This is a genomic window from Erwinia sp. JH02, from assembly GCF_013074405.1.
Classification (GTDB): domain Bacteria; phylum Pseudomonadota; class Gammaproteobacteria; order Enterobacterales; family Enterobacteriaceae; genus Erwinia; species Erwinia rhapontici.
Map to the genome: position 1 here is coordinate 16,196 of NZ_JABANZ010000005.1, position 13,837 is coordinate 30,032.

11 protein-coding genes are annotated in these 13,837 nt (G+C 52.9%); all 11 read right to left on the reverse strand.

Annotated elements, in window-relative coordinates:
• Positions 1-2 precede the first annotated feature (2 nt).
• On the reverse strand, positions 3-3,485 hold the full coding sequence (dnaE, locus tag HHI26_RS12675; protein ID WP_171149213.1) for a DNA polymerase III subunit alpha: 3,483 nt from the start codon (positions 3,483-3,485) through the stop codon (positions 3-5).
• A gap of 76 nt (positions 3,486-3,561) precedes the next feature.
• Positions 3,562-4,194: a ribonuclease HII gene (gene rnhB, locus HHI26_RS12680; RefSeq protein WP_171149214.1), complete on the reverse strand. Its 633-nt coding sequence runs from the start codon at positions 4,192-4,194 to the stop codon at positions 3,562-3,564.
• Positions 4,191-5,336 (reverse strand): lipid-A-disaccharide synthase, encoded by a 1,146-nt coding sequence (gene lpxB, locus HHI26_RS12685; RefSeq protein WP_171149215.1) that lies wholly within the window; start codon positions 5,334-5,336, stop codon positions 4,191-4,193. Before lpxB ends, rnhB begins: the two co-directional genes overlap by 4 nt.
• A gap of 3 nt (positions 5,337-5,339) precedes the next feature.
• Complete coding sequence (gene lpxA / locus HHI26_RS12690) at positions 5,340-6,128, reverse strand: acyl-ACP--UDP-N-acetylglucosamine O-acyltransferase (protein ID WP_133842186.1); 789 nt, start codon at positions 6,126-6,128, stop codon at positions 5,340-5,342.
• A gap of 3 nt (positions 6,129-6,131) precedes the next feature.
• Complete coding sequence (gene fabZ, locus HHI26_RS12695; RefSeq protein WP_133842187.1) at positions 6,132-6,587, reverse strand: 3-hydroxyacyl-ACP dehydratase FabZ; 456 nt, start codon at positions 6,585-6,587, stop codon at positions 6,132-6,134.
• A 148-nt stretch (positions 6,588-6,735) separates the two neighbouring features.
• A complete protein-coding gene (gene lpxD / locus HHI26_RS12700; RefSeq protein WP_133842188.1) occupies positions 6,736-7,758 on the reverse strand; it encodes a UDP-3-O-(3-hydroxymyristoyl)glucosamine N-acyltransferase in 1,023 nt (340 codons plus the stop codon).
• A 3-nt stretch (positions 7,759-7,761) separates the two neighbouring features.
• Entirely contained in the window at positions 7,762-8,259 is a 498-nt protein-coding gene (skp, locus tag HHI26_RS12705; protein WP_133842189.1) for a molecular chaperone Skp, read from the reverse strand.
• Positions 8,260-8,376: 117 nt separating this feature from the next.
• Complete coding sequence (gene bamA / locus HHI26_RS12710) at positions 8,377-10,788, reverse strand: outer membrane protein assembly factor BamA (protein WP_133842190.1); 2,412 nt, start codon at positions 10,786-10,788, stop codon at positions 8,377-8,379.
• Between the two features lie 55 nt (positions 10,789-10,843).
• The gene (rseP, locus tag HHI26_RS12715; protein ID WP_133842191.1) at positions 10,844-12,193 is read right to left on the reverse strand and encodes a sigma E protease regulator RseP; all 1,350 of its coding nucleotides are present in this window, start codon (positions 12,191-12,193) and stop codon (positions 10,844-10,846) included.
• A 9-nt stretch (positions 12,194-12,202) separates the two neighbouring features.
• Positions 12,203-13,060, reverse strand: a complete 858-nt coding sequence (cdsA, locus tag HHI26_RS12720; RefSeq protein WP_159336923.1) for a phosphatidate cytidylyltransferase — start codon at positions 13,058-13,060, stop codon at positions 12,203-12,205.
• 18 nt (positions 13,061-13,078) lie between these two features.
• Positions 13,079-13,831 carry a (2E,6E)-farnesyl-diphosphate-specific ditrans,polycis-undecaprenyl-diphosphate synthase gene (ispU, locus tag HHI26_RS12725; RefSeq protein WP_133842193.1) on the reverse strand — a complete coding sequence of 251 codons (753 nt, stop codon included), beginning with the start codon at positions 13,829-13,831 and terminating at the stop codon, positions 13,079-13,081.
• Positions 13,832-13,837: the final 6 nt, after the last annotated feature.

A 13,837-nucleotide genomic window follows, 5' to 3' on the forward strand; every position in this document is an offset into this window, starting at 1 on the left:
TTTTAGTCAAACTCCAGTTCCACCTGCTCCGATCCTATCAACGATCGCAGATCGTTCAGCAAACGATCGCTCGGCGACACGCGCCAGGTTGCACCGAAGCGCAACTTCGCCCGCGCATCCTCTCTCTGATAGTAGAGATGTACCGGAATTGTCCCCGAACGATGGGGTTCCAGGGATTGACGGAGACGGTTCAAAAGCTGGTCATCAATTTGCCTGTCCGTCAGCGAGATAGCAAGCCCACGTGCATATTTTTCACGTGCTTCATCAATGTCCATCATCTCGCGGGCCATCATTTTAAGCCCGCCGTTGAAGTCATCGAAGCTGACCTGCCCACTGACGATCAGGATACGGTCTTTCTCCAACATATGCTGGAACTTATCTAACGCATCTGTAAATAACATCACTTCCAGACGACCAGAACGGTCATCCAGGGTGCAGATGCCAATACGGTTACCGCGTTTTGTTACCATGACGCGGGCCGCCACCACCAGACCGGCTGCGGTGATCATCTTACCACGCTCGGTCGGGTGCATGTCTTTCAGGCGCAGTCCACCGACGTAGCGCTCAATCTCTTTCAAATACTGGTTGATCGGGTGACCCGTTAAGTAAAGCCCTAACGTCTCTCTTTCGCCATCCAGTTGAATCTGTTCCGGCCATGGCGTGACGTCCGAATAGGACTTCTCTACCTGTTCCGGGGCTTCTGCCAGCACACCAAACATATCTGCCTGGCCGATAGCTTCGGCTTTGGCATGTTGGTCGGCTGCTTTCAATGCATCCGGTAAGGCGCTCATCAAGGCGGCGCGGTGCGGGCCTAAACGGTCAAACGCACCGGACATAATCAGTTTTTCCAGCACCCGCTTATTCAGCTTTTTGGTATCAGTGCGTGCGCAGAGGTCAAACAGCTCGCGGAAATATCCGCCCTCGTTACGTGCGTCAATGATGGCTTCGATCGGGCCTTCGCCCACCCCTTTGATCGCGCCAATGCCGTAAACAATCTCACCGTTATCGTTAACGTGGAACTGGTACTGCCCGGAGTTAATATCCGGTGGCAAGACCTTCAGCCCCATGCGCCAGCACTCATCCACCAGGCCAACTACCTTTTCGGTGTTGTCCATATCGGCAGTCATCACGGCGGCCATAAACTCAGCCGGATAGTGTGCTTTCAGCCACAGCGTCTGATAAGAGACCAGCGCATAAGCGGCGGAGTGAGATTTGTTAAATCCGTACCCGGCGAATTTTTCCACCAGGTCGAAGATTTTAATCGCCAGCTCGCCATCAATACCGCGTGATTTCGCACCATCTTCAAAGCCGCCGCGCTGCTTGGCCATCTCAACCGGGTTCTTTTTACCCATCGCACGACGCAGCATATCCGCGCCGCCTAAGCTGTATCCTGCCAGCACCTGGGCGATCTGCATCACCTGTTCCTGATAGAGGATAATGCCGTAGGTCGGCTCCAGCACGGGCTTCAGCGACTCATGCTGCCACTGAATATCCGGATAAGATATCGCCTCACGCCCGTGTTTACGGTCAATGAAGTTATCCACCATGCCGGACTGAAGCGGGCCGGGACGGAACAAGGCAACCAGAGCGATCATATCCTCGAAGCAGTCAGGCTTCAGGCGTTTGATCAGGTCTTTCATGCCGCGTGATTCGAGCTGGAACACCGCCGTGGTTTCCGAGCGTTGCAGCATATCGAAACTTTTCTGATCTTCAAGCGGGATCGCCGCAATATCGATCGGATCTTTACCTTCTTTCGCACGACGGGCGTTGATCATCGCCAGCGCCCAGTCGATGATCGTCAGCGTGCGCAGCCCCAGGAAGTCAAATTTCACCAGCCCGGCATATTCCACATCGTTCTTATCGAACTGGGTAACCGGATGGTGGCCATTTTCGTCACAGTAGAGCGGGGCAAAATCAGTAATTTTGGTCGGCGCAATCACCACGCCCCCGGCATGCTTACCGGCGTTGCGCGTCACCCCTTCCAGAATGCGCGCCATGTCGATCAGCGCTTTAACCTCTTCATCTGCCTCATAGATTTCTGGCAGCTGCGGTTCTGCGGCAAAGGCTTTTTCCAGCGTCATACCGGGGTCAGGTGGCACCAGTTTGGAGATGCGATCCACGAAACCGTAAGGATGCCCCAGCACGCGGCCGACATCGCGGATGACCGCTTTTGCCGCCATGGTACCAAAGGTGATGATCTGTGAAACCGCCTGGCGCCCGTACATCTCAGCCACATGCTCAATCACCAGATCGCGTTTTTCCATACAGAAATCGACGTCGAAGTCGGGCATCGACACACGTTCCGGGTTGAGGAAACGTTCAAAGAGCAGATCAAATTCGAGAGGGTCGAGGTCGGTAATTTTCAGCGCATAGGCCACCAGTGAACCGGCACCCGATCCACGTCCCGGCCCCACTGGCACATCGTTATCCTTCGACCACTGGATAAACTCCATCACGATCAGGAAGTAACCAGGGAATCCCATCTGGTTGATAACGTTGAGTTCAATATCCAGGCGCTCATCATAGGCGGGGCGGCGTTCGGCGCGCACCTGCTCATCAGGGAACAGAAACGCCAGGCGATCTTCCAGCCCTTCTTTCGATTTCACCACCAGGAAATCTTCCGTTGTCATGTCACCCGTCGGGAACTGCGGCAGGAAGTACTCACCCAGACGGATAGTGACGTTACAACGACGGGCAATTTCCACGCTGTTTTCCAGCGCTTCCGGGATGTCCGAGAACAGCTCGCACATCTCCTCACTGCTACGCATATACTGCTGCGGACTGTAGTTGCGCGGACGTTTTGGATCGTCGAGGGTAAAACCATCGTGGATGGCGACGCGGATTTCATGTGCATCGAATTCTGATTCCGTCAGGAAACAGACTTCGTTGGTGGCGACCACCGGGATCGCGTTCTCCATCGCCAGCGCAACGGCAGCATGCAGGTACGTTTCTTCGTCCGGGCGACCGGTACGAATCAGTTCAAGGTAGTAGCGATCGGGAAAATGATGCTGATAAAACGCCAGACACTCTGCGACCTGCGCCGTGTTGCCGCGCAACAGCATTTTACCGACATCGCCACGTCGTCCGCCTGACAATAAAATAATCCCCTGCTGATGCTCAACCAACCAGTCCCGATCAATCGTCGGGCCCGCCGGACCGTAGCCACGTTGGTAGGCTCGGGAAATCAACAAGGTGAGGTTTTGATAACCGTCGTTATCGGCGGCCAGTACGGTGATTTGGGACAGCTCATCACCCATGGCTTCACTACTGACGTTGAAATCTGCGCCAATAATCGGCTTCATGCCTTGACCGTGTGCAGTGCCGTAAAATTTTACCAGCCCACACAGGTTGGTGAAATCCGTGATCGCGATGGCTGGCATGCCCATTTTTGCCGCGTTTTTCACCAACGGGCCAGTTTTGGCTAGCCCATCGATCATGGAGTAGTCGCTGTGGACGCGTAAATGAATAAAACGAGGTTCGGCCATCGGTGATCCTGTTAAAACAGAGGAAGAAGATTAACTATTCTGCAAACGTGAAACGGCAGCGCTGCCACCGTAACCGTTATATCGGCTCACGCGTACGCGCAACCGTAGCGGCAACATCGGCATCCATTAAGACATTGCGTACCGGAGCGAAACTGCGCCGATGCTGCGATGTCGCGCCAAACTGAGTCAGTTTTTCCATATGCAATGCGGTCGGGTAACCTTTGTGCTGGGCAAAACCATATTCAGGATAGAGCCGATCCAACTCAGCCATTTCGCGGTCGCGTGTCACCTTCGCAATAATTGAAGCGGCGCTGATTTCTTTCACCAGGCTATCACCTTTAACCACTGCCTGACTGGGCATGGCCAGCGCCGGGCAACGGTTACCGTCAATCAGTACAAAGTCTGGCGTCAGGTGCAAACCGGCCACCGCACGCTGCATCGCCAGCATGGTGGCATGCAGAATATTCAGCTGATCAATCTCTTCCGGTTCTGCCCGGCCCAGGCTCCAGCTGAGTGCCTTATCTTTGATCTCATCGTACAACGCCAGCCGGCGTTTTTCCGACAGTTTTTTCGAGTCGGCAAGCCCGACAATAGGCCGCGCCGGATCGAGGATCACGGCGGCAGTCACCACGGCGCCCACCAGCGGGCCACGGCCAACTTCATCAACGCCCGCAATCAGCGCGGCATTGGGATAAATAAATTCACTCATGGGCACAGCTCCAGTACGGCTGCCGCTGCCTGCTCATCGGCATTCCAGCGGATCTGATGATGGAGTTCAGCAAAAGTCGCCAGCAGTTTATCGCGGGTTTCACCTTGTGCCAGCAGCGGTTCTAATGCTGCGGCCAGCCGCTCGGGCTGACATTCATCCTGAAGCAGTTCTTTCACCAGCTCACGGCCCGCCAGCAGATTGGGGAGTGAGACGTAATCCGTTTTTACCAGGCGTTTTGCCAGCCAGAAGGTGAAAGGCTTCATACGATATCCCACCACCATCGGACACTTCGCCAGCATACACTCCAGCGCGGCCGTACCGGAAGCCAGCAGTGCGGCATCACTGGCGACCATTGCCTGTCGCCCTTTACCATCCAGCAGATGCATGGTCAGGTCAGGTGCAACCTCGGCTTTGATTTTCTCAAACTGCTCGCGACGGCGCGGATTCACCAGCGGCACCACAATTTCCAGCGCCGGGTATTTTGCCCGAAGCAGCATCGCCGTTCGCAGAAAATCGCCACTGAGCATCTCGACTTCAGCCCCACGACTGCCAGGAAGCAGTGCCAGACAAAGTGCATCCGGGGCAATGCCCAGCTCGCGGCGTGCAGCCTCTTTATCCGGTTCTATCGGCATCGCATCAGCCATGGTATGGCCAATAAAGCGACAAGGCACATTAAAACGGTCGTAGAAAGCTTTTTCAAATGGCAGGAATGCCAGCACCAGGTCAGTGGAGCGACCAATCTTAAACACCCGTTTCTGACGCCATGCCCAAACGGACGGACTGACGTAGTGAATTGTCCGGATGCCCTGCTGTTTCAGACGCCCTTCCAGGGTGATATTGAAATCTGGCGCATCAATGCCGACAAAAACGTCAGGCTTTAGTGCAGTAAAGCGGCGGGTCAGATCGCGGCGTATATGTAACAGGCGACGCAGGCGGCCGAGCACTTCAACAATGCCCATCACCGCCAGTTCTTCCATTTCATACCAGGCTTCACAGCCTTCAGCCTGCATCAGCGAGCCAGCCACCCCAACAAAACGGGCGTCAGGATGCTTTTCTTTCAGCGCACGAATGAGACCTGCACCAAGAATATCGCCGGAGGTTTCTCCGGCGACAAGGGCAATCGTTAAGGGATGCTTTGGCATGAGTTAACGAATCAAACCCCTTGTAGAGCGGGCAAAGAAGTCATAGAACGGCTGAACTTCAGGATGCGCTTTCGCGATTTCCTCAATTTCAGGTTTCACTTCGTCCAGTGTTTTGCCACTGCGGTACAACAGCTTGTAGGCGGCAGTAATCGCATGCAGCGCGTCTTTGCTGAACCCACGGCGCTTCAGGCCCACAAGGTTAATACCAAACGGCGTCGCATGGTTACCCTGCGCAATCACGTAGGGTGGCACATCCTGGGCAACGCCAGAACAACCACCTACCATCACATGAGCACCGATGATGCAGAACTGATGCACTGCCGTCATCCCCCCAATGATCGCATGATCATCGACGGTCACATGGCCGGCCAGCGTTGCGTTATTCGCCAGGATGCAATGACTTCCTACCACACAGTCGTGCGCCACGTGCGCATTGACCATCAGCAGGTTGTCATCACCGACTTTCGTCAGCCCACCGGACTGCGCCGTACCACGATGGATGGTGACGCTTTCACGGATGCGGTTACGGTCGCCGATCTCAACTCGCGTCGGTTCACCAGCGTATTTCAGATCCTGATTCGCTTCACCAATTGAAGCAAACTGGTAGATAGTATTGTCTTTACCGATAACGGTGTGACCATTGACCACTACATGGGACTTCAGAACCGTGCCTTCGCCGATCGAAACGTTCGCACCAACGATGCAAAACGGACCAATCTGGACACCGGCACCAATAATGGCGCCTTCTTCTACGATCGAGCTGGGGTGAATTACGGCGGTGCTATCAATCACGAATTAAGCCTCCCGGCTGCGGGCACACATCATCGTTGCTTCGCAGACAATTTTACCGTCAACAGTGGCCACACCTTTAAAGCGTGTCACACCACGGCGGGTTTTTTCGAAAGTGACTTCCATGATCATTTGGTCGCCTGGTACCACGGGGCGCTTGAAGCGCGCATCGTCAATACCGGCAAAGTAGTACAGCTCACCCGGCTCAAGTTTACCAACGCTTTTAAACGCCAGAATACCTGTTGCCTGTGCCATTGCTTCCAGAATCAGCACACCGGGAAAAATCGGTTTACCAGGGAAATGGCCCTGGAAAAACGGTTCGTTGACCGAGACGTTTTTTACTGCACGCAAGAACTTGTGTTCTTCAAACTCAAGGACGCGATCAACCAGTAAAAACGGATAACGGTGCGGTAAAAGTTCAATAATCTCTTCAATCTTCAGAGTATGAGTTTCAGTAGTCAAAATACTCTTCCTGTCCTAAAAATTCTGATGGCATCAATGACACGGCCCGCAACGATCATCCCATCGTCTGCAGGCCGCAAATTTTTCTGTACGCTAACGCTTTCGCATATTGTATTTATGAAAGCCGGGCAGCGTGATGTTGACGAGCTTAGTCTTTGCCGACCTTGCGTTCGATGGCTTTTAAGCGTTTGCTTATTTCATCGATGTTCATCACCAGAGCTGCAGTTTTGCGCCAGGATTTGTTGGGCTGTAGCGGAATCCCGGAGGAGTATACTCCAGGTTCAGTGATTGGCCTCATCACCATTCCCATCCCTGTGACGGTAACTTTGTCACAAATTTCCATATGACCATTAATCACGCTGGCACCACCAATCATGCAATAGCGGCCAATTTTCAGGCTGCCAGCCATAATTACGCCACCGGCCACTGCGGTGTTGTCGCCAATCACCACATTGTGAGCAATCTGGCACTGGTTATCTATGATAACACCATTCCCTATTTGGGTGTTATCGAGAGCACCGCGATCGATGGTGGTACAAGCACCAATTTCTACACGATCGCCAATGATCACCGTGCCAAGCTGGGGAATTTTCACCCAATTGCCACGATCGTTAGCATAACCGAAGCCATCAGAACCGATCACTGTGCCAGACTGAATCAGGCAATCACGGCCAATCTCAACTTCATGGTAGACAGAAACGTTGGCCCACAAGCGGCTACCGGCACCAATACGTGCCTTTTTACCCACAAAGCACCCCGGGCCGATAACAACATTATCGCCAAGGGTAACATCAGATTCGATCACCGCATTCGCGCCAATCGAGACATTATTGCCAAGCTGTGCGCTCGCATCAATCACGGCGCTGGGGGCGATATTTTTGGCAGGTTGCGGCGTAGTATCCAGCAACTGTGCCATACGGGCGTAGGTCAGATACGGGTTTTTAACCACCAGCGCTGCGCCAGGGAAAAATTCCAGATCCGCTTCAGTGAGCACCACGGCTGAAGCCTGACAGGCTGCGAGCTGCTCGCGGTAACGGCTGTTTGAAAGAAACGTGATCTGACCGGTTTGGGCGGATTGCATAGAAGCAATGCCGGAGATGGCGATATCGCCATCTCCGTGCAATTCTGCATCCAACTGCTGGGCTAAATCAGCCAGTCGAATTGAAGACATGAATTATTTAACCTGTTTCAGAACATCAGCAGTGATGTCTTTAGATTTAGCAGAGTATGCAACCGCATTTTGATCGATTACAACATCGTAACCTTCGCTATCAGCCACTTTCTGAACGGCGTCCTGGATACGGCTCAGGATCTTGTTACGCTCTTCCATCTGACGACGACGGTTGTCCTGCTCGAAAGCCTGCGCTTTCGATGAGAATGCTTCACGCTGCGCCATCACGTCTTTTTCCATGCGGCTGCGGTCGGCTGCCTTCATGGTAGAACCGTCACGCTGCAGACGCTGCATTTTAGTTTGCAGATCACGTTCCATACCCTGCAACTCAGTTGCACGGCCTTTGAATTCATTCTCCAATTGCTTCGCAACGGTCGCACGCGCTGGTAACTGTTGGAAAATGCTGGAAACGTTCACCACTGCAATTTTATCAGCAGCCTGAGCACCGGCGGAAACCGCCAGAGCAATACCCAGACCTGCGGCACACAACAACTTTTTCACTATAAAACTCCTCACCATCAACGTTTGTGTCACGGACACATGTGTTGCGCTTACCCGCTCTTTTTTCAAACAGAGTAAGCGCGATACTCTCTTGCAGTGCTTCCGTGCAAATCCGAATTACCAGGTTTTACCAATGTTAAATTGGAACTGTTCGGCCTTATCTCCATCATACTTTTTGAACGGCTGGGCGTAAGAGAACACCAGCGGGCCCAGAGGGGACATCCATTGTAATGCCAGACCTGCTGACATACGGATGTTGCTTGGATCGCTGTAGTCCGGGATACCTGCTGCACGGGTGGCGGCAGTGTTTTCCCATTTGGTGTCCCACACAGTACCAGCGTCCACAAACAGGGACGTACGTACAGAGTTAGCGTACTTCTCACTCAGGAACGGCGTTGGGGTGATCAGCTCTGCGCTGGCAACCGCCATGGCGTTACCACCGATAGCATCATCGGAGTTACACACCTTATTCACATCGGTACCTGAACAGTCCGAAGAACCGTTATTCAGGTAAGCCGCTTTAGGACCAATGTTATTGGAACGGAAACCACGAACGGTGCTGGAACCACCGGCATAGAAGTTCTCATAGAACGGCATTTCTTTACCGCTCAGGCCATCCCCATAGCCCACACGGCCACGACCTAACAGAACCCAGGTACGATCCTGGTTCAGTGGCAGATACTGTTGCGTATCCAGCGTCGCTTTGTAGAAGGCATTATCGGAACCTGGGATGGTCACTTTACCGTTCAGGTTGGTACGGTTACCCGCCGTTGGGAAGAACCCACGGTCAAGGGTGTTATACGTCCAGCCATAGTTAAAGGTGAAGTCATCTGCGGAGTAGTCTTCATCACCAGACAACGTCGGATTCTGCCCCACAGAACGCAGGTAGCGCCACATGGCAACCTGAGGCTGCATATTAGACAGGCTGTTATGAACATAGCCCAGGCCAACACGCAAACTGTTGTTCTCATTGATTGGGAAGCCCAGCGTTCCATCCACACCATAACTTTTATTGGTGTAGTCAGACAGGTCAGCATCGTCCGCTTTAAAGTCATTATAGAAGACGCGGCCACCCAGGCTGACACCATCAACCGTGAAGTACGGGTCAGTCAGTGAGAATTCAGCATAGGTTTGGTAATCGTTCTTGGTTCCGCTGATGCCAACGGTATTACCCGTACCCAGCCAGTTATCCTGGGTGACGCCGACCTGGAAGCTCACGCCACTCTCGGTGCCGTAACCCACGCCGAAGTTCAATGTACCGGTGTTGCGTTCTTTCACCTTGTACACGACGTCGACCTGGTCAGGCGAACCTGGCACACGCTGAGTGTCAGTGTCGACGGTTTCGAAGTAACCCAGACGGTTCAGACGCTCTTTACCCTGCTCGACCAGGTCGCTGCCTAACCACGCACCTTCCATCTGGCGCATTTCGCGGCGCAGAACAGAGTCTTTAGAGGTGTCGTTACCTTCGAAGCGGACTTTGCGCACATAGAAACGGTTGCCCGCATCCACATTGATACGTAATTTTACGGTTTTGTTCGCATCATCAATTTCTGGCTGTGTCTGCACACGCGGATAAGCGTAGCCATAACGACCCAGCAGTTTCTTGATATCGTCTTCGATGCGCGTCACTTTCGAACCGTTATACAGTTCACCTGGGGTGATTTTACTCAGCGTTTCGATTTCTGCTGAGTGCCCGGCCAGATTACCCGTCACCGCAACACCGGAAAGCTTGTACTGCTCGCCTTCATTGATGTTAACGGTAATGTAGATACCTTTTTTATCTGGCGTCAGGCTGACCTGGGTTGAGTCGATATTGAATCGTGCGTAACCGCGATCCAGATAGAAACTGCGCAGGGTTTCAAGGTCACCCGCCAGTTTCTGTTTCTGGTATTTACGATCGCCGACGACGTTCCACCATGGCACATCATCACGCAGCTGGAAGCGCGAGATCAGTTCATCTGAACTGTACGCTTTATTACCCACGATGTTGATCTGTTGGATCTGAGCAGAGACACCTTCAGTAAACACCAGCTTCAGGTCAACACGGTTACGTGGCAGTGGCGTAACCACTGCTTTCACGCTGGCACTGTATTTACCGACGCTGTAATAGAAGTCTTCCAGGCCTTTCTCAATGGAGGAGATCGTGGTGCGATCCAGAGCTTCACCCACTCGCACACCGGATGCTTCAAGGTTCTGCTTGAGCATGTCCTCTTTCACCGCTTTGTTACCGGAGAAAGTGATACTGGCAATGGTCGGACGCTCTTTCACCTGGACGATCAACGTATTGCCGTCGCGCAGGACCTGAACATCTTCAAAATTCCCGGTGGCAAACAGTGCACGAATGGTGTTACTGAGATCTTCATCGGAGACAGTATCTCCAACGCGGACTGGCATACTGAGCAATGCCGCACCGACGGCGACTCGCTGCAGGCCTTCAAAGTGAATATCATTCACCACGAATCCGTCTGCACCGTATACGGTAGCGCTGCTAAGCAGCAGCGACGCTATGAGCAACTTTTTCATCGCCATCGTTTTTCTGCAATCTTCCTAACTAGTTCTCACAGACAATTTACCGATTGGTAAACTATAGCCTTGAGAAGTCATTGAATAGCGCAAGCCCCATTAACAGCACCAGCAAAATCGAGCCGATACGATAACTGAAGTCCTGAACTCGCTCGGACACCGGCCCTCCCTTGATCTTTTCGATCAACAGGAACAGCAAATGGCCACCATCTAACACCGGCAATGGGAACAGATTGATAATTCCAAGGTTCACGCTAATCAGAGCGAGGAACATCAGGTAGTAAATCAAACCGTATTCCGCTGACATCCCAGCACCCTGCGCGATCGAAATCGGCCCGCTGAGATTGTTCAACTTCACATCACCAACAATCAGTTTGCCCAGCATGCTGACCGTAAGCTTCATCAGTTGCCAGGTTTTCGCGCTGGCCTCACCGATTGCGGCAAACGGGCCATACTGGCGCACCGTTCTGTACTCTTCAGGCAGAGGAATAATGCGCGGTATCACTCCGGCAAACCCTTCGGCCTTGTTATGAGGATTAACGTCCGGTGTCAGTGTCAAACTGACCGTACTGCCCTGACGCTCCACCTCAATGGCTATATCTTTACCTGGATTATCGCGCACTGTGGCAACAAAATTTTGCCACTGGTCTAAAGGCTGACCATCGACTTTAACGATCCTGTCGCCAGCTTGCAAACCCGCTCGACTTGCAGCGGAATCCTTTTGCACCTGTGCCAACACCGATTCGATCTGTGGTCCACGCGGCTGTATCCCCAATGACGTCACGGGATCCTGCTTGTCTGGCTCAAACTGCCAGCCGTGCAGATTCACTGTCTTATCACTGGTTTTTTCACTGCCGAATGGCGCAAGGGTTAACGTGGTGCTTTCGTCACCAATCTTCGCAACCAGTGCCATACGCACAGCATCCCAATCAGGCGTTTCGATACCGTCAACGGCTTTAAGTTCCGTGCCTGGGGTAATTTGCGCTTCAGCAGCTGGCGATCCGCTCACTATTTCGCCAACAACCGGGCGTACACCCGGAACGCCGATGATAAACACCAGCCAATAGGCGAAGATGGCAAAGATGAAATTTGCGATAGGGCCGGCACTGATGATCGCGGCACGCTGGAGGACCGTTTTGTTATTGAAGGATTGATGGCGAAGTTCTGGCGGTACACTTTCTACACGCTCATCGAGCATCTTGACGTAACCGCCCAGCGGGATCAACGCGATAACGTACTCAGTGCCCTGCTTGTCACGGCGCCGCCACAGCGCTTTACCGAAACCAATGGAGAAGCGCTCAACTTTCACGCCGCAACGGCGGGCTACCCAGAAATGGCCAAATTCATGCACGGTGATTAATATCCCCAGTGCAACAATAAAGGCAGCAAAACTCCAGAGTACGCTCAACATAATGTTTCCCTACAGCGTCCCAAAGACCAGCAGCAACAGGCAGGCAAACACCGGTACAGCTGCCGTGAGGCTGTCAATGCGATCAAGAATACCGCCGTGACCTGGAATAAGACTGCCGCTGTCTTTAATGCCCGCTTCGCGTTTAAACATGCTCTCGGTTAAATCACCCAGGACCGATGCAAGCGCGGCAGTAATTGAACAAATCAGCAATGTCGACAATGGCACCTGAAGCGGAGCGAACACGCTAAACAGCCATGAGAGTACTGCTGATGTCACCAGCCCGCCGAAGAAACCTTCCCACGTTTTACCTGGTGAGACCTTAGGTGCCAGCTTGTGTTTGCCGAATAATTTGCCAAACATATACGCGCCAGAGTCAGCTCCCCACACGAGGAACATCACATAAAGCAGCCACCATGCACCCGCATAATGGTCAGCTTCGTAGTGATACTGACGCAGCGCCAGCATCCCCCAGAAGAACGGGACAATGGTAAGCAACCCAAATACCAGACGTAATGGGCGGGAATTACGCCAAAATGCGGCAGAACCGGGATAGGACAAGACCAAAAGTAGCGCCACAATCCACCAGCCAAGTGACACCCACAAGGCGCCACCAATCTGCGGCAGATGCACGGAGTGCTGATATGCAGGCAATGTAAACAGCATAAAGGCCAGCAGCAGCCCACACAGCAGTGCAAGCCAGATGCGCTGTGAGCGGGCAGCAAAGCCCGCAAACTGGCCCCATTCCCACGCGGCCAGCATGCAGATCGCTAAAATTGTGATGGCAAACCCTAGCGGCGGCAGCATAAACAGCGCTGCAATGACGATAGGTATTAATATAAACGCGGTAATCAGGCGAGACTTTAACAAAGATTACCCCCAGTGCGCTTATGCGCCGCCGGGTGCTGCGCCGCCAAACCGACGCTCTCGTTGTGCAAACGCATTCAGTGCACCTTCAAAAACTTGTTCATCAAAATCAGGCCAAAGAGTATCGGTAAACCAAAACTCTGCATAGGCGACTTGCCACAGCAGGAAGTTACTAATCCGATGCTCTCCCCCGGTCCTTATTACCAGATCCACAGGTGCCAGTTCATTCAGGCAGAGATACGGGTGCAAGGTCTCTTCTTCGATCTGATCCGGGCGAAGAAGTCCTTCCTGTACCTGTTCTGCTATTTTTCTGACTCCGTGGATAATATCCCAACGTCCGCCATAATTCGCGGCAATGTTGAGTGTTAGTCCATTATTTTGTTGAGTAAGTTCTTCAGCACGGCGAATACGCTCTTGCAAACGTGTGTTGAACCGACTGATATCACCGATAATTTTCAACCGGACATTATGTTTGTGCAGGCTTTTTACTTCACTGTCGAGTGCCCAAACGAACAACTCCATCAGCGCCAGAACTTCCTGCTGAGGACGGTTCCAGTTTTCACTACTGAAGGCATAGAGTGTGAGCGCATCCAGCTTATTGCTCACCGCAAAACTCACGGCGCGACGCACGGATTTCACTCCCGCTTTATGACCAGAAATACGCAGCTTGCCCTGGCTTTTAGCCCAGCGACCATTGCCATCCATAATGATGGCCACATGGCGGGGGCCTGCCCCCTGCTGGTCATCGGTTTGTAATTGATTTTCGGACGACATAATGCG